Origin of the sequence: Geosporobacter ferrireducens (assembly GCF_001750685.1) — a bacterium.
In the GTDB taxonomy this organism is placed as follows: Bacteria; Bacillota; Clostridia; order Peptostreptococcales; family Thermotaleaceae; genus Geosporobacter; species Geosporobacter ferrireducens.
This window is the reverse complement of sequence record NZ_CP017269.1, coordinates 1,344,788-1,363,652: the sequence shown is the minus strand read 5'-3', so window position 1 is coordinate 1,363,652 and position 18,865 is coordinate 1,344,788. Positions and strand designations below refer to the sequence as shown.

Here is an 18,865-nt window from a genome sequence, read left to right as displayed (position 1 = left end):
AAAGGAAGTGAAAAATATGAAGTACGGGTACTTCGATGATGTCAATAGAGAATATGTAATACAAACACCCAAAACACCCTATCCATGGATAAATTATCTGGGAGGTGAAGATTTCTTTGGATTAATATCCAATACCGCCGGAGGATACTGTTTTTATAAGGATGCAAGATTTAGAAGGTTGACAAGGTACAGGTATAACAATATCCCATTAGACAATGGCGGAAGGTACTTTTATATAAAGGATAAAGAAGGTTATTATTCCCCTACATGGATGCCGGTAAAAAAAGATCTGGATCGTTATGAATGCAGGCATGGAATGGGCTATACAAAAATTACAGGGATGAAAGATCATTTAGAAACAGAAATACTCTATATGGTTCCCCTTGGAGAGTCTATAGAGATTCATAGAGTAAAACTGAAAAATACGGATCGGGTAGTAAAGGAATTTACACTATTTTCGTTTATTGAGTTTTGTCTTTGGAATGCTTATGATGATATGACAAATTATCAGAGAACCTACAGCATAGGCGCTGTAGAAATTGATAATGGAACTATTTATCATAAAACCGATTATCGGGAAAGAAGAAATCACTATTCTTTTTATGGAGTAAACCATCCGGTCGATGGATTTGATACAGATAGAGATGCTTTTTTAGGGCAATTTAATGGGCTGCATGAGCCTGAAGCGGTAATTGAAGGAAAATCTAAAAATTCCGTTGCAAGCGGATGGAATCCTATAGCATCTCACCGTATTGAAATCAAGCTGCTGCCGGGAGAAGAAAAAGAACTTATCTTTATCTTAGGTTACATAGAGAACCCGGTAGAGGAAAAGTGGTGTGCAAAGGGGATCATCAACAAGAAAAGAGCAGAAAGACTCCTTGAAAAATACAATAGCAGCGATGCAGTTCATCACGCTTTCCTAGCATTAAAAGAACATTGGAGTCAACTATTATCGAAATTCATTGTTCAAAGTCATGATGAGAAACTGGACAGAATGGTGAATATATGGAATCCTTATCAATGTATGACTACTTTTAATATGTCTAGAAGCGCTTCATACTTTGAAACAGGTATTGGAAGGGGTATGGGCTTTAGAGATTCAAATCAGGACCTATTAGGTTTTGTACATCAAATTCCGGAAAAAGCAAGAGAAAGAATCTTGGATATTGCAGCAACACAATTTGAAGATGGCAGTGCCTACCATCAATACCAGCCCTTAACCAAAAAAGGAAATCATGAGATTGGATCAGGCTTTAATGATGATCCATTATGGTTGATCCTGGCTGCTATTGCTTATATTAAAGAAACCGGTGATTTCGATATTTTGGATGCACAGGTCCCCTATAACTGTGATCCAAACAACATGGGGTCTCTGTTAGAACATTTGGAGAAGTCCTTTGATTACACCTTAAACAATTTAGGGCCCCATGGACTCCCCCTAATCGGACGTGCAGATTGGAATGACTGTTTAAATCTAAACTGTTTCTCTGTAAATCCGGACGAATCTTTTCAGACCTGTGAAAATCAAAAAGGAAGAAGGGCAGAGTCCATCTTTATTGCAGGTATGTTTGTTTATATAGGAAAAGAGTTTGCCGGATTATATAAGAGAATAGGAAAGGAAGATTTGGCACGAAGGGTTCTCCATGAAGCAGAAAAGATGAAAGACAATGTAGAAAAATATGGTTATGATCAGGAATGGTTTCTGAGAGCCTATGATTTCTATGGCGATAAGATTGGCAGTGCCGAAAATGAAGAAGGAAAAATTTTTATTGAACCTCAAGGGTTTTGTGTAATGGCAGGAATCGGAATAGATAATGGCAAGGCACAAATGGCCTTAGACGCTGTAGACAAATATCTAAATACATCCTATGGATTAGTTCTTCAACACCCGGCCTATAGTGAATATAAGCTGAATCTTGGAGAAATATCTTCCTACCCTCCCGGATATAAAGAAAATGCAGGAATCTTTTGTCATAACAATCCGTGGATAATGATTGCAGAGACGCTATTAGGCAGAGGGGATAAGGCCTTTGAATATTATAGGAAAATAGCACCGGCTTACCTGGAAGAAATCAGTGAGGTTCATAGATTGGAACCCTATGTATATGCTCAGATGATTGCCGGAAAGGATGCACTACGTCATGGAGAAGCTAAAAATTCATGGCTGACAGGTACTGCTGCATGGAATTATGAAGCGATTACAAAATGGATTCTGGGAGTCAGGCCGGATTATGACGGACTGATCATTGATCCTTGCATACCAAAGGATTGGGACCACATAAATATCAAAAGAATCTACCGCGGGGTGGAATACAATATATCCATAAAGAATCCTGAAGGTGTCAGTAAGGGGGTTAAGAAAGTCACCGTAGATCATAAAGAACAAACCGGTAATTTTATTGAATGTCTTGATGAGGCTTCTGTACGCAATATAGAAGTAATAATGGGTTGATGTAATGTTTAAAAAGGGACTTTAAAGTCCCTTTTTGTGTTTATAGGCTAAATTAGCCCAATCGATTTACCGGAGTCTATCATTTTTTTAAAATCTAATGTAAAAAAATAGTAAAAATGCAATTGAATAATTTGCAGGAATATGTCGAAAAACATCGAAATAATAAGAGCTGTGTTGTATTCCAACATCATATCGAATACCTAAACAACGTAAGCCGGAATATAGCTGGATTTTGGTCTTTTGTAAGGGCACTTTTTATACCATGATGCGTCCTGTGATGATGAAAAAATTTGATATGGTTGAATTAAGGAGGCATTTTAAATGTCAGAATCTGCTTATCCTGAAATGCAGAATGAGGCACTGGATACTTTAAAAAACTTATTTAATATTATAGAAGATTATATATTTATTGTTGATACGTCAGGTGAAATTATTGATGCGAATCATGCTGCGCTGCGAAGATTAGGATATTCTATTGAAGAACTGCAGGGAACAAGCATTTTGATGCTTTATCCTCCTGAAAAACGCGAAGAGGCTTTTGCCGCAACGAAGGGAATGATGGAAGGACAGATATATAAAAGCATGCTTCCCCTATTTTCAAAAAATGGTGAATATATATTTGTTGAAACCCGTGTATTCAGAGGACGATGGCATGGTAAAAATGTGGCCTTTGGCGTTTGTAAGGATATATCTACTTCCAGGCAGCAACAGTATTTTTTTAGAACAATGATCGATGTGATTCCTGATTTTTTATTTTTTAAAAATAGAGAAGACCTCTATTTAGGGTGTAATAAGGCATTTTCAGAAAAAATTATCGGATTAAGCGAAGAAGAAATCATTGGGAAAAGTACTCAGGATATTATTAAAGATCGTGCAGTTGCACAGCATTGTATAGCAAATGATATGGAGGTATTTAAGTCCGGTGAGATTAGGATTAATGAAGAAACTATAAGGTTGACAGATGGCAGCATTGTTGATGTTGAAACAGTCAAAACACCTTTTTATGATGAATGCGGAAAAATAGCAGGGATTATCGGGATTGCCCGTGATATTACCCAGAGAATGTGCATGGAGAAGCAGCTTCGTGAAAGCGAGGAAAGGTATTCGGCCATTGTAAACAGCGCACCGCAAATTGTACTTATCCATAAAGGGGGAAAAATCAAATTCGTAAGTGAAGCGGGCTTGAAAGCTTTGGGATATGAAGCAGCAGAGGTGATAGGGCACCATGTAGGTGAATTTGTTTCCGGAGAATCCAAAGAACGGGTACTGTCAGCTTTACATAAAAGATTACAGGGAGATACTGTTGGAGACTACGAAATAGAATTTGTCAGAAAAACCGGTGAGATCATGAATCTGATCGTTAGAACAACCTCTATAACCTATGAAAATGAGTCGGCGGCACTTTCTGTGCTGATAGATATTACAGAAAGAAAGCGTTCAGAAGAAGAATTAAATCGGAAAGAAAAAATACTTTCAGCGGTTGCAATGTCCGTCAAAGAATTTTTAAGCAATTGTAACTATCTGGATGCAGTAAAAAAATCATTTGAACTGCTGGGTACAGCTACACAGGTGGATAGAGTCTACCTGTTTCAAAACAGTTATGATGAAGACGGAAATGGTTATGTCAGCCAGAGGATTCAGTGGAATTCTGACAAGAAGGGTCTAAGGATTGACAATTCCAAATTTAATAAGATACCTTTTAATGATGTGATTAGCTTCATGGAGCCATTATCTAGAGGAGAAGCCTACTATGGAAGGGTAAGAGAATTAAAAAAAGATAGAGTTAGGGAGATGCTTGAGGCAAGAAATGTTTTGTCTATCGCGGTTATTCCCATTTTTATTAAAGAATATTTTTGGGGCGTTGTCGGTTTTCATAGTTGTGATGTTGAAAGGAACTGGTCAGAAGCAGAGTCCTCTGCATTAAAAGCTTTTGTAAACTCCTTGGAAAGAGCTATCGAAAGAAGCATGATCAATGAAGAATTGGAAAAATCAAGGAGAGCAGCTGAGACGGCCAGTATTTTAAAGGGACAGTTTCTTGCCAATATGTCTCATGAAATAAGAACGCCTATGAACGGAATCATTGGCTTTGTGGACCTGCTTTTAAGGACTGATTTAAGCAGTGAACAATCAGAATATCTAAGACAAATAAAATCTGATTCCGATGTATTGCTGCGGATTATTAATGATATATTGGACTATTCAAAGATTGAGGCGGATAAGCTGGAGTTGGAAGAAATCTTGTTCGATATGCATGTGTTGGTAAAAGAATCTGTTGCGCTTTTTACTCCTAAAGCCTATGAAAAAGATATTAGAATGAATCTATTGATTTCAAAGGATGTGCCAAAAGGATTATATGGTGATCCCGGAAGGTTGAAGCAGGTTTTGAATAATCTGATCGGGAATGCTTTGAAATTTACCGAAAAAGGTGAAATTGTCATCAAGGTTCTGCTATTAGAAAATAAAGAAAATCACGTTAAAGTTCAATTTACAGTAAATGATACCGGGATTGGAATGAGCGAGCAGGTACGCTCAAAGCTGTTTACTATGTTTACGCAGGCAGATGCCTCAATGACGAGAAAATATGGGGGCACCGGACTTGGGCTTGCGATTTCAAAGCGCATTATAGAGTTAATGGGAGGTACAATCCGGGCAGAAAGCGTTTTAGGTAAGGGATCTACCTTTTATGTAGAAGTGGATTTTGAAAAAAGTAAGATGCATGAGGAGCTGATTATAGAGGACAAACTTCTGATGAGCAAAGAATTTCTGGAATCTCTACATAATACTTTTATTTCAAAAACAAATTGCTTTGAGAAATGTATGGAAGAGACAAGAGAAGTGCCGGTTGATGAAGAAGCATGGAATAAACGCTACAATGTATTGCTGGTAGAAGATGCTTTGGCAAATCGAAAGCTTGCGGCTGCTATGTTAAATCAGTTGGGATATCGTGTGGAACTCGCTGAAAACGGTCAGCAGGCCGTTTGGATGTGCAGCGTAAAAAAATATGACATTATTTTGATGGATTGCCAAATGCCAATAATGGATGGATATAAGGCAGCTTCCCGTATCAGAACCGGCGAAGGCATGAACAGAGATACAATCATTATTGCCATGACAGCCCATGCAATGGAGGGTGACCGCGATAAATGCATTGCTGCAGGAATGGATGATTATATCAGTAAGCCAATAACGATGTTTCAGCTTGACAATATCATTAAAAAACGGTTGAATAATTCTTTTTTGGTGATGAGTGATACCTGATGTATTACTCATCATGCTATCTGCACTTTTTATAGCAATTCCGTGCCGTTGACATTTACCATAATGCCTTTCAATACTGCAGGCTCGATATAAATTTAGATAAAATAAAAAAAGGAGGAATAAAAAGTGGATCAGAGGGTAGTAGATATTGCCGGGTTTCAAAAAGATGTAGGGCTGGATCATGATGCAGTACAAGCATTGTATTTGATATTTGTTGAGGAAGTGGGAAAGGCGAAAGAGGCAGTAAACAAATGTCTGCCCTTAGGAAATCTGGAAGAGCTTACAAGAATTGTACATGATATAAAGGGAATTGCAAGCAGTTATAGGGCGCAAAAACTTTTAAACTATGCAAAGAACTTGGATAACACGTTAAAAAGCAAAGATATTGAAAACATACAAAAGGATGCAGCTGACATGAATGAGGGCATCGACCAAGTTATGAAAGAGATTATCTGCCATTTTAGAACATAAGATCTTTTTTACATATTTTGCTGTTTTTACTCAAAGCCTGTGGAAAGATTAAAGTGGAGGAAGATAACCTCTGGAGTACAATAGATGAAAATTCTTAGCTGTGATATGGTTTGAGAATATTTTACAGTAAGCCTGTTGAAGAATCAGATATAATTGAATGACTACTTAAACAACCTTTTTCGATGTGAAAGTTTATCTAAACCAGGTTGTTTTTAATTGCAAAAACTGCCAATTGAGTTCTGTCTTTTAGATGAAGCTTTGAAGTGATTTCTGTAATTTTATTTTTGACAGTGCCTTCCGCCAAAAACAGCATTGTGCCAATTTCTTTGTTGTCTTTTCCTGCAACAATCTTTTCAATTATACTAAGTTCTTTTTCGGTTAAAGGAATATCAATCCCTTCAACTTTAACAGTTTTACTTTTCCGATTTTCTTGTACAGATTCTTCTTTATTATTAAAGCAAGCACAATTTAGGACATCTCTATGAACAATCCCTAATCCTGCGGCACTGATCCTGATAGAGAGGATCAATTCTTCCATGCCGATATCTTTTACAATATAACCGTCTGCTCCGCTCTCTATTGCTTCAGCTATATCCCACTTGTCACTGGATGATGTCAGAATCAATATCTTTATTTCAGGATATTTGGATTTGATTCGTTTTGTAGCTTCTGTACCTTTGCAAACAGGCATAGAAATATCCATGAGAATTACATCCGGCATAAAACCTTTACAAAAGTCATAAGCCTCCTGGCCGTTCTTTACACAACCGACAACCTTGATATCACTATTGTTTTCTATGATACTTTTGAAGCTTTCCCTCAAAAGTTTTTGATCATCTGCAATGAGTACCTTCAACATGTAAATATCTCCATTCTACCATAAGTTTAATTCGTTTATATAGGGCATACCCTTTTAGAAATCGGGACAGAATTACCAGGGGAATGCTTTTTGCATTTTTAAAATAAGAGTTGTGCGTTTTGCATTTCTCTTAGTGACTTACGACACTGAAGGCGGTTCGTAGATACATCTATAATTATATTATCGGACAAAAAGAATAGGCTGTATAGTAAAAATTTAATAAGAAGCAGTGCATATATTCAGATGGAAAGGAGTGGACATATGAAATTTTTCAACTCACTTAAATTTAAAATGATGATGATTTTATTAGTTGTAACCATTATTCCGCTTGTTAGTTTGGCCTTATTTCAGCTGAATCAGTTTAGCACAACAATTACCCATAGTATACAAAAACAGGCAATGGAGATAGCAAGTTCAAATGCGGTTCAGATGGATTCATGGATTCAAAGCAAGGTTTCTCAATTGACAGAAATATATAAAGAACATCCGGAATTTGTAAATATGGATCTTGTTGAAATAGATAAGATACTTGCACCTATTCGGGAAAGTGATAGAGAAGTAGAGGGGTTTACAGCTATCGATAAAGATGGAGATGCAATTAATGTATTTGACAATACCATCATGAACCTATCAGACCGAGAATATTTTAAGAAAGCAAAGGAGACGAAAGCTCTCGTTATTACTGATGCCATTGTGAGCCGCGTTACAGGAAACAGGTGCATTACCATAGCGCTTCCGATATATGATGGAAATGATTTTAAAGGTGTTATTTTTAGTATGGCCAATATAGAAGCACTGGGAAATTATATGGGCAATGTAAAAATTGCTAAAACCGACTACGCGTATTTATTATCGGGAGCAGGAGAGACTTTGTTCCATCCGGATGCTGAAAGAATAGGGAAAAGCTATGCGGAATATACACAGAATCCGGAAACGTTAGAGGTTTTTAAAACGGAAGTATTAGGCAAAGATGAGGGCTTTATTACATATATGGAGGATGATGGTACCCGGAAGGTAGGTACCTATGCGACTATACCCCATACAGGATGGAAAGTAGTAGTAACAGTACCCTCTGCTGAAGTATATGATGAATACAATAAATCTTTGAGAATAACCGGTATTCTAGGGAGTATCGCAGTATTGCTAGTAATTCTTGCATCAATATTTATTGCAAACTATGTGGGCTCGCCTTTAAGAATAGCAGCTGAATATTTGAATGTATTGGCCCATGCGGATTTTAGCCGGGAAATACCACACCAATTCTTAAAGAGAAAAGACGAGCTTGGATTGCTTGCACAATCTGTTGACAGTATGAGTAGGTCGATCAGGTCTGTTCTTCATGATGTCATTGTAGAGACAAGTAGTGTGGAGGATAATGTTATATTGTCATCGCAAAATCTAGAAGAGTTGACTTCCTATATAGAAGATGTATCTGCAACCACGGAAGAAATGTCTGCAGGAATGGAAGAAACTGCAGCATCTACAGAACAAATGAATGCTACATCAGTAGAAATAGAAAATGCAGTAGAGTCCATTGCCGCAAAGTCGGAAAATGGAGCGATAATCGCTGAGGAAATCAGCAAACGTGCACAGCATTTAAAAGACAACGCTGTAATATCACAAAAGACAACCTCTGATATGCGTGAGAGGATTGATGCAGATATTCGAACATCCATTGAGCAGTCGAAGGCAGTAGAAAAAATTAATGTATTAACAGAGTCTATACTGGAAATTACAGCACAGACAAATCTTCTCGCATTAAATGCCGCTATAGAGGCTGCGAGAGCAGGAGAAGCAGGAAAAGGATTTGCAGTTGTAGCAGATGAAATACGAAAATTGGCAGAAGACTCAAAAAACACTGTTAATGAAATTCAAAATGTTACACAGCTTGTGGTTACATCGGTACAGAGTTTGACACAGAGTTCTGAAAAAGCTTTGAATTTTATTGATACAACAGTGATTAATGGATATAAGTCAATGGTAAATATTGGGGAGCAATACCATAAGGATGCAGAAGCTATTCAAGACCTGGTGAATGATTTTAGTGCGACAGCTGAAGAATTATTGGCATCGATACAAAGTATAAGCACAGCGATTAATGAAGTTACGATCTCTAATAATGAAGCAGCAGAAGGGACGCAAAATATTGCCCAAAAAGCATCGGATGTTGTAGAAAAATCTGCAAAAGCCTTAGAATTGATGAAAGAGACGAAACATAATTCTGAAAGACTTGCTAAGTCCGTATCAAAGTTTAAAATATAATATCAGATATATAGAAAAAGGGAGTGCCATTAGATTTATTGATTCCTTTAGCGGAATCACGGGCAAGAGTACCTTTTCCTCCCATTATTGAAGTTTTAATCCTAGCGGTGACTGTAGAGATGATCCGGGAGGCAGCAATAGGTCTCCCTCCCTATATTGGTACAGCGATCAGCTGATTGTCATCGTTGCGGCTACAACGGTCGCATCCTATGTTATACCCTTCTAAGATAGGTTTAATTTTTTTAAAAATCACTTTCTTTTTAGAAGGTTCATCATCTTTTCATGATGATGAATATCTCTGATTCTCTTTTGTTTTTTATGAGAAGTATGGATACCTTCTATCAAAGAGATGGTCATAACCGTTAATATGATTGAAAACGGCAGGCCGGTACTGATTACTGCAGTCTGCAGTGTTGAAAGTCCTCTTTCCCCACCGATTAGAAGCAGTACTGCAGCTACAAAACCTTCCATACAGGCCCAGAAAATTCTTTGGGTTACAGGAGAATCAAGGCGTCCTCCAGAAGTAATGTTGTCAACGACTAATGAACCTGAATCGCTTGAGGTTACGAAAAAGGAAATAACGAGTAGGGTACCTAGAATGGATAAAAGAACTCTTAGTACCCCGGCTAAAAAGGGCATATTCAGATAACTGATCATTTCGAATAATGCCACCGGAAGGTTATCCTGCACTACATCAAATAAAGCACCATTAGATGATTCATTAATATATATCGCTGTACCACCGAAAACAGATAACCAAATAAAAGACAAGAGGGAGGGAATCAACAATACAGCTAAAATAAATTCTCGTATGGTTCTTCCTTTAGATATTCGGGCAATAAACATCCCGACAAATGGGGACCAGGAAATCCACCATGCGAGATAAAACACAGACCAGCTGCCTTGCCATGCTTGATCTTTTACAGATATACGAAAGGAAGCCAGAATGAAATTATTTAGATAGAGCCCCAGGGAATTAGAAAATAATCTGATGATATAAGCCGTCGGGCCAAGGATAAAGATAATAGTCATAAAGATGGCAGCGAGTCTTATATTCAAGGTAGATAAAAACTTAACTCCTTTATCTAAACCGGAGACAACAGATAAGGTAGCCATGGATGTAATAATAACAATGAGTATAACTTGAACGATAACACTAAAACGGATGCCGAATAAATAATTCATCCCGCTGTTAATCTGTTGCACGCCGAGACCCAGGGAGGTAGCCAGTCCAAACAAACAAGCCAGTACTGCAAGGGTGTCGATGAGATCTCCTGCAATACCAAAAACTTTATCCTTAAGCAATGGATAAAACACAGAGCGCAAGGAAAGGGGCAATTTTTTGTTATAGGCGAAAAATGCCAGAGCTAAGGAAATCAGTGTATAAATACCCCAAGGATGAAAGCCCCAATGAAAGAAAGTAGTTGCCATGGCCGAATAATTTGGATTTGAACTTTCGAAAATGGGAGTGAATTCAGCATGATACAAGGGTTCTCCAACCGCCCAGAACATAAGTCCAATACCCATTCCAGCAGATATCAGCATAGAATACCACGCAAAATTAGAAAACTCAGCTTCACTTCCTACGCCGCCGATTCGTACATTTCCCAGCCTTGAAAGTGCCAGATATAGGCAAACAACAATAAAAAAATTGCTGGATAGGATAAAGACCCAATCTCCCTGGGTGATAATCCAGTTTTTTACGTTTTCGAAAACGGTATTAGCATGCTCTAAATTTAAAAGTGCATATAGCGAAAATGCCAATATAAAAACACCTGCGACAATGGAAACCACAGGATTTAGATCTAAACCAAATTTAGTATAATTTCGGCTGTATAGCTTTTTCTCTAGTTTTTTGGCTAAATCATCCTGCTGTTTATTGATGTCATTATTCATTTTTGAACACCTCTTCATAACCTGTATGAGTAATTTTATTTAATATTTTTTCAATATCTATAGTTAGTATGAACAATTACGAAAAAGATATCAGGAAATGAAAGGTTTATTTTGGCCTAATTAAAAATAAAAAACCTAATCCAGGCGGAATGTAAATTCCACCTGGATTAGGTTTGACTGTAAGACCTATTGGAAGGCTTTATAAATTTCGTTTGGAACGGTAAACACTGGGCGTCATACCCATATGTTTTTTAAAGACACTGGCATAATAAGCTGTATTGCAGAAATTAAACAGCATGGCGATTTCATGGATACTCATATTGGTGAGTTCAAGAAAATCCTTAGAGGTTTCTATTTTTTTCAATTGGATATATTCTGTGACATTGAGTCCGACTTCATTTTTAAATTCCGCAGATAAGTATGCTGCGGATTTTTGTGTTAACTGCGCAAGCTGATTCAGGGATATTTTTTCTGTAATGTGTTCATGGATGTAATTGATCATACGGGTGATGGGCAAAGAGTAAGAACGTATCCTCTCTTGATTAATCATTTTGATAAAGGTTCTAACCATATGATACTCAAAGGATTGCAGTTCTTTAATATTATTGAATTTTTCAATTTCCAAAATAAATACATCACTTTGAGAAAAGACATCTTCCGGGTGAACGTTTGCTTCCACCGCGGCTCTGGAAAAGAGTGCACAGCTTGCTATCAGAGAATTCTTAAGTGACCTTAAGGGATTATCTGCCAGTGTTGCCCGCTCAGTAGAATTTATGATGTCTAATGTTTCCAAAGCTTGCTTCTCTACACCCCGTTTGATTTCATTGATGAGCTTACGCTCAAGATAATAGGACGGATGACGATAATCGCAATGAAGATTCTCCATTTTTTTAAAGAGGAATGAATTGGGCATGAACAACCTCCTAAGAGTTACCTTAAAATATTGTTAATAATATAAAAATTCTATTATTATCGTATGAAAAATCGTTTACAATGTCAATATAACGATTCCTTTGATAACGTTTTCAAAAGGGGTTAAAGAACCGATACTTGGGCGTTTACGGGTGGCGAGACGGGTTTATGGCTTGACACTTGATCCCCAAGGTGATAGAAGATCATTAAAAAAGGGGGAGCATAAATGAAAAGAAGTGTATCCATGTTTCTAATTATGGTGTTAGTCCTGTCTATGTTGGCATTTGCAGGATGTACGAGTAAGACACCGAGTACGGAAGCACCTGCAGCCAGTGAGCCAAGCGTCGAAAAAACGAAGGTTAAATTTGCAGTTCAAGCGGATAGCACCAAAGCTCTTGAGAGTATTGTAACGGCATTTAATCAAAAAAGTGAGCAGTATGAAGTGGAAGCCATTATCCTTACAAATGACTCTGGAAATATGCATGATCAAATTGTTAATTCATTATCCAGCAAGTCTGGAGAATATGACGTGATTTCCATGGACGTAGTATGGGCAGGGGAATTTGCAGCAGCTGGATACCTGGAGCCCTTAGATACCTTCATTAAGGACGCTGGATGGAAGCCTGCAGATTTTAATGCTGGTTCAATATCCTCAGGAAAATATAAAGGAAAGCACTATGCCTTACCTTATTTTTCAGATTTAGGATTCTTATACTATCGTAAAGATATTGTTTCGGAAGAAGATGCTCAAAAACTTGCCGGCGCTGATTATACATACGAGGACTTGTTTGCAATGGCAGAAAAGTACGCTGGAAAAGGCGGCACGAAATACAGTTATGTCTATCAATCCAGCCAGTATGAAGGACTTACTTGTAATGTAAATGAATTTACAAACAACTGGACGGACCTGGAAAATGGTCTGAAGATGATGAAGGCATTTACGGATTCTAAAGTAACACCGGATAATATTTTGGTTTATACAGAAGGGGAAACCCATAATGCGTTCTTAAATGGAGAATCGGTTTTTGGCAGAAACTGGCCTTATATGAATGGAATGGCTGCATCAGGTGATTATACGGTCGGTACGGATAAAATAGGTTATGCTGCACTGCCTAACGGCGGGACTGTAGGGGGTTGGATTTTAGGGATCAATGTAAATTCAAAAAATATGGAGGGTGCAAAAGCATTCTTAGCATTTCTTGCAGGACCTGAAGGGCAAACAATCAATGCAACTGTTGGCAGTTACCTTCCAGGCTATAACGCGCTAATGAAAGATTCGCAAGTATTGCAAGCAAATGCGCTGTTAACTGATGAAGCATTCCAGAAAGCGCTGCAAAGCACGATTGCGAGACCTGTAGTAGCGAATTATTCAGAGGTTTCAGACGTAATTCAATTAAAAGCCCATGAATTTTTATCTGGAAATGGAAAGCTGGAGGATGCGGTGAAAAGCATTCAAGAAAAACTACAGCAATAATGAGGAATTCAATAAAAGCTTTGGTTGGTGAAAATCGCCAAAGCTTTTCTATTATATAAAAAATAGGGGTTGTAGGGGATGAAAAATCCCCTGCCGCCTTCAGGAAGGTGCTCAGACAGCTTTGCTGTCGTCGACGCTCTTTTTATTAGATTTGATTATAGGAGTTGTTTTCATGAGAAAAATTACTGCATGGTTGGATCATCATCTAGGCTACGTTTTGGTAATACCTGCACTTATCTTCATCATACTATTCTCATTATGGCCAGTTGCCCAGTCGACCAAGTATTCATTCTTTGATTTTCAGTTAAATGACCAACAAAAGTCAGGCTTATACTTTTCTGAACAGTATAACTTAAAACTCATGCATGAAACCTTTGATTATATTGATTACTATTTGGAAATAGAAAAAGATACTGTAAGCTTAGGCAGTACCAAAGAAAAAATTAGTGATACCCAGCAGATGATTCTTGAAACCTATGAAGAGATTCAAGCTATGTTTCCGGGGAAAGAGGGGATTGTTCCAATCAATGGAGAGGAGCATGAGCTGTTAGTGAAGGCATCGGATAAGGTTATTGCCAGTCTGAATGGCCTTTATCAAACAGATGACACCTTTGATCTTCGGGAAGATATAATGCTGGTGGCTTCAGAACTGGATACATCGATCATTCCAGCAAACTATACTGGTCTTGGAAATTTCCAAACAGTCTTAAAAGATCCAAGAATATGGCAAACGATTATGGTTACATTGTTTTTCACATTGGTTTCTGTTGGAATGGAATTTGTTTTTGGCTTAATACTGGCACTGATTATGAATAAGGCCATGGTTGGAAGGGGATGGATAAGGACTTTTTCACTAATACCATGGGCAATCCCGACTGCAGTAGCAGCCCTGATGTGGGCATATCTGTATAATGGGTCCAGTGGGATTGTGGCGCTTATTTTAGAGCGCGTTGGGATTATTGGTCAATCAACAGATCTGATGTTAACAAGCACCAGTGCCCTGTGGTCTATTATTTTTGCAGATGTTTGGAAGACAACACCCTATTTTGGATTACTATTGCTGGCTGGACTGCAAGTGATTCCCGATAGTTTGTATGAATCTGCCATGTTGGACGGTGCTGGGAAATGGAGGCAGTTTATGCATATTACCCTGCCGTTGCTGAAACCATCTATTTTGGTAGCACTTCTCTTTAGAACATTGGATGCATTTAGAATTTTTGATTTGATATGGGTATTAACTGGTGGTGGACCTGGAGGGACTACTGAGTCTATCTCTATTTATGCCTATAAAGTAATGTTCGCTCAAACACGATTTGGCTATGGGGCAGCCATTATTCTGATCATGGCCCTTTGTGTAGGTGTGATTTCTTACTTATATATCAAATTTTTGGATATTCAACTCATATCTGATTAGGAGGTGAAGTACTGTGATAAACAAAAAAACAGAGCGACTTTTAGCAGCTGCGATTGTCTTATATTTATTAATCATTATATTTCCGTTTATTTGGGTATTTCTGACCTCCCTGAAACCTGAGAGTGAGATATGGGGTTCCGGTGCTTTCAAAATTCTGGCAGATCAGCCTACCCTTGAGCATTATGAAGCACTATTCAGAGGCAATATCTTAAACGCATTAAAAAATAGTTTAATTATTTCTTCGATCACTACGATGTATGTTACCATTATAGCTGCGATCGCTGCCTATGCCATTGCGAGGCTTAAATTTTGGGGGAAACGGCTGTTATTGGCTGTCGTGCTGGCTACTTCTATGTTTCCTCAAATGACTGTAGTAGGTCCAATCTATCAAGCCTTTGTCAAATTGAATTGGACCAATTCCTACTTCATTAGCCTTCCCTACTCCATGATCGCACTTCCTGTGGCTATTTACATACTGGTAACCCATTTTAACAAGGTACCGAAGGAAATGGAGGAGTCTGCCAAAATAGATGGAGCATCCAAAATGAAGACTTTTACGAACATTATCTTACCATTGGCGCTGCCCGGTATTTTTACATCGGCGATTATTACTTTTATTTCTGTATGGAATGAGTTTTTACTTGCTTTGACATTGAACCCAGACAGCAGCTATCATACAGCTACAGTTGCCATTACTTTCTTAAGAGGGCAATTTCAAATCTTTTGGGGGCAGGTCACAGCCGCTACTGTGGTAGTAACCATCCCAACCTTAATTATTGTTATATTATTTCAGCGTCAGATTATATCTGGACTTACATCTGGTGCCGTGAAGGAGTAGAAGACAGCTATGTGGAAATTAGAAAGTTCATCTCTTGATCTTACCGTTTTACCCGTTGAGGAGAGCCTTTATACCCTTGCTAATGGTTATCTTGGAATAAGAGGTTGTTTTGAGGAAGGCTATCCTCAACATTACACCAGCATTCGAGGAACCTATATCAACGGTTTCTATGATTTAGTAGAGGCGAAGTACAGTGAAAAGCTGTTTGGATTCCCTGAGATGCAGGAAAAGATGCCAAATCTCATGGATGTGCAGACCATAGAGATCTATTTAGATGGAGAGTGTGTATCCCTCTTTAATGGTAATCATGTCAATTATAAACGAACCCTTTATTTTGATGAAGGATATGCTGAGCGTTCCTTTGAATATCAAACGCAGAAGGGAAAAAGTGCTTCCATAAGGTTTCGGAGAATGGTTTCCTTTCAGATCAAGGAACTGTTTGCAATAGAAGTTAAAATAAAGTATGAGGGAGAAATATTGGTTAAATCTTATATGAACGGCGAGGTGAGCAACTATACAGATGCTTTCGACCCACGGGTTGGGGAACATGCCAAACTGTTGGATTGGAAAAGCAGCAACCTTATCGATGGCCGATATATGATCATAACAGCAAGAACAAAACAGACAGATTATGAGGTAGGCTGCGCTGTGTATCACCATTGTTCAGAGAAAGATGCTTTTGTAGAGATAGCGGGTGAGCAGGAGCCAAAAATGCGTGCAGTTTATTCAACCAATGGAAGGATGACTCTGACTAAATATGCTGCATACTCCCACAGTAGGCACAATCAAGAACCTGTACTGCATCGTATATTGGACATCATCAAAAAACATTCGATACGATCCTTTGATGAGCATTTGGCAATACAAAGGCTGTATTTGGAGAATTTTTGGCATCATTCTGATATTCAGATATATGGGAATGATTTAATTCAGCAAGGAGTACGCTTTAGTCTGTTTCAACTGCTTCAGTCGGTGGGAAAAGACGGATTGACAAACATTGCTGCAAAAGGCTTGACAGGCGAAGGATATGAGGGGCATTATTTCTGGGACACAGAGATTTATATATTGCCGGTGCTGCAGTTGGTACAGCCGGAAATCGCTGAAAAACTATTGATTTATCGCCATAGTATCTTAGATCATGCTAGGAAAGAGGCTCGGATTCTGGGGCATAAAAGAGGGGTGAAATATCCGTGGCGAACCATCGCAGGAAGAGAGTGCTCTACTTTCTTTCCCGCAGGAACAGCACAGTATCATATTAATGGCGATATTGCTTATGGATTCATTCAACATTATCTACAGCATGAAGATTTAGACTTTATTTGTCGCTATGGTGCAGAGGTGATTTTTGAGACAGCCCGACTATGGTTGGATGTTGGACATTTCCACGACGGGAAATTCATGATCCACAATGTCACCGGTCCTGATGAGTATTCCTGCATCGTTAACAATAACTATTACACCAATGCAATGGCACGATACAATATGGAGTGGGCAGTGAAGTTTTACGAGATGCTAAAGCTGGAAAATCCTCAAATTCTTGAGGAAATCACCAGGAAGATACAGATGGTTGAGACTGAAATTGACGAGATGATTGAAGCATCTCAAAACATGTATTTACCCTATGATGAGGTGTTAAAAATCCATAAGCAGGATGATGCTTTTTTAGATAAGGCGCTATGGGATTTTGAAGGGACGCCGGAGGAGAAATATCCATTGCTGCTGTACTATCATCCTTTAACGATTTATCGTTATCAAGTGATCAAACAGGCAGATACGGTATTGGCTCATTTTCTTCTGGAAGATTTTTCAGAAGAAGCGTCTATAAGAAATGCCTTTGATTATTACGAAAAAGTTACTACCCATGATTCTTCATTGTCATCCTGTATCTATGGGATTATGGCTTCGAAGTGCGGCTATTATGAGAAAGCCTATGACTATTTCATGGAGACTGTACGGTTGGATTTGGACAATACCCACGGAAATACAAAGGATGGCCTGCATATAGCCAATTTAGGAGGCACCGCCTTATCTGTTATCTTTGGATTTGCAGGATATCGTATAAAGAATGAAGGTATTGCCTTATCACCCTGGTGCCCTCAAAATTGGAGTGGATATGGGTTTAGGCTGATATACAGAGGTCGAAAGCTGTGTGTAAAAGTTACAGATTACCTGGAAATAGAGCTTTTGGAAGGTGAAAAACTTCAGCTAAAAGTCTACGGACGACAATATGAATTGGAGAAAGTATTGAAAATTCCTTTAGAAGGACTGAAAAGAGATGATCAGAGCTGTAATATTTGATTTGGATGGTGTGATCACAGAAACAAGTAGGCAGCATTTTCAAGCATGGAAAGCAGTGGCATACATGATTGGTGTGGAAATTGACAGCACGGTGAACGAATCCCTAAAAGGTGTCTCAAGGGAAGAATCCTTAAAAATCATTCTAAAGTATGGCGGCATACTGGATAAATATTCGAAAGAAGAGATGGAAAAATTATGTTTTTGCAAGAATGAATATTATAAACAGCTAATCAGTCAGTTTACTCCTGCCAATGTATTTGAGGGCGTGGTGGAGATGTTTGAGTATTTGAGAGGAAAGGGCATTAAAATAGCCATAGGCAGTGCATCGCACAATGCACCTGCATTGATCAGTGCAATGGCACTGGAACCGTATATAGACTATATCGTTGATCCGGGCGATGTGAAAAGAGGAAAGCCGGCTCCAGACATTTTTTTAAAGGCAGCAAGTGCCTTAGGGGTCAAACCTTCGGAGTGTATAGGTGTAGAAGATGCTGTAGCCGGAGTCGAGGCCATAAAAGCTGCAGGGATGTATGCTATAGGCATTGGAGATGCAGAAGTATTGAAGGAAGCAGATGTTGTTTTTGGAAGCATTGCTGAGATTGATTTGGGTATCATAGCATGACTCCCCTTATTTTAAACAACCGCCGTTGATTATGAATCACGGTGGTTGTTTTTATGTCTGCTGCACTTTCATTCAATAAGCATTCATTATCAAAAGATAGCAATTTATA

General features: G+C 38.4%; 13 protein-coding genes. 10 read left to right on the top strand and 3 right to left on the bottom strand.

Translation table 11 applies throughout. The annotated features are described in order from the left end of the window. The first annotated feature begins 16 nt into the window (after positions 1-16). From Gferi_RS06835 to Gferi_RS06825, 3 genes are all read left to right on the top strand, one after another. A complete protein-coding gene (locus Gferi_RS06835; protein WP_069974876.1) occupies positions 17-2,452 on the top strand; it encodes a GH36-type glycosyl hydrolase domain-containing protein in 2,436 nt (811 codons plus the stop codon). Positions 2,453-2,773: 321 nt separating this feature from the next. After that, positions 2,774-5,710, top strand: coding sequence for a PAS domain S-box protein (locus Gferi_RS06830; RefSeq protein WP_069974875.1), 2,937 nt, complete (start codon positions 2,774-2,776; stop codon positions 5,708-5,710). Between the two features lie 126 nt (positions 5,711-5,836). Next, entirely contained in the window at positions 5,837-6,181 is a 345-nt protein-coding gene (locus Gferi_RS06825) for an Hpt domain-containing protein (RefSeq protein WP_069974874.1), read from the top strand. A 196-nt stretch (positions 6,182-6,377) separates the two neighbouring features. Here the strand turns inward: Gferi_RS06825 and Gferi_RS06820 are convergent, their stop codons facing one another. Next, on the bottom strand, positions 6,378-7,040 hold the full coding sequence (locus Gferi_RS06820) for a response regulator transcription factor (RefSeq protein WP_069974873.1): 663 nt from the start codon (positions 7,038-7,040) through the stop codon (positions 6,378-6,380). A 261-nt stretch (positions 7,041-7,301) separates the two neighbouring features. On the opposite strand from Gferi_RS06820, the gene Gferi_RS06815 reads away from it, so the two are divergent. After that, a complete protein-coding gene (locus Gferi_RS06815) occupies positions 7,302-9,302 on the top strand; it encodes a methyl-accepting chemotaxis protein (protein WP_069974872.1) in 2,001 nt (666 codons plus the stop codon). A 23-nt stretch (positions 9,303-9,325) separates the two neighbouring features. After that, a complete protein-coding gene (locus Gferi_RS29430; RefSeq protein ID WP_083273414.1) occupies positions 9,326-9,478 on the top strand; it encodes a spore germination protein in 153 nt (50 codons plus the stop codon). A 73-nt stretch (positions 9,479-9,551) separates the two neighbouring features. Here the strand turns inward: Gferi_RS29430 and Gferi_RS06810 are convergent, their stop codons facing one another. After that, a complete protein-coding gene (locus Gferi_RS06810) occupies positions 9,552-11,198 on the bottom strand; it encodes a BCCT family transporter (RefSeq protein ID WP_069974871.1) in 1,647 nt (548 codons plus the stop codon). A gap of 199 nt (positions 11,199-11,397) precedes the next feature. Further along, positions 11,398-12,111, bottom strand: a complete 714-nt coding sequence (locus tag Gferi_RS06805) for an AraC family transcriptional regulator (RefSeq protein ID WP_069974870.1) — start codon at positions 12,109-12,111, stop codon at positions 11,398-11,400. 225 nt (positions 12,112-12,336) lie between these two features. Between Gferi_RS06805 and Gferi_RS06800 the strand changes: the two genes are divergently transcribed. The 5 genes from Gferi_RS06800 to pgmB all read left to right on the top strand — a co-directional run bounded on the left by Gferi_RS06800 (position 12,337) and on the right by pgmB (position 18,756). Beyond that, positions 12,337-13,584: an extracellular solute-binding protein gene (locus Gferi_RS06800; RefSeq protein ID WP_069974869.1), complete on the top strand. Its 1,248-nt coding sequence runs from the start codon at positions 12,337-12,339 to the stop codon at positions 13,582-13,584. Between the two features lie 172 nt (positions 13,585-13,756). Then, positions 13,757-14,998: a carbohydrate ABC transporter permease gene (locus Gferi_RS06795; RefSeq protein ID WP_069974868.1), complete on the top strand. Its 1,242-nt coding sequence runs from the start codon at positions 13,757-13,759 to the stop codon at positions 14,996-14,998. A 13-nt stretch (positions 14,999-15,011) separates the two neighbouring features. Continuing rightward, on the top strand, positions 15,012-15,836 hold the full coding sequence (locus Gferi_RS06790; RefSeq protein ID WP_156782337.1) for a carbohydrate ABC transporter permease: 825 nt from the start codon (positions 15,012-15,014) through the stop codon (positions 15,834-15,836). Positions 15,837-15,845: 9 nt separating this feature from the next. Then, positions 15,846-18,134, top strand: a complete 2,289-nt coding sequence (locus Gferi_RS06785) for a glycoside hydrolase family 65 protein (RefSeq protein WP_069974867.1) — start codon at positions 15,846-15,848, stop codon at positions 18,132-18,134. Further along, on the top strand, positions 18,112-18,756 hold the full coding sequence (gene pgmB, locus Gferi_RS06780; protein ID WP_069974866.1) for a beta-phosphoglucomutase: 645 nt from the start codon (positions 18,112-18,114) through the stop codon (positions 18,754-18,756). Before Gferi_RS06785 ends, pgmB begins: the two co-directional genes overlap by 23 nt. Positions 18,757-18,865: the final 109 nt, after the last annotated feature.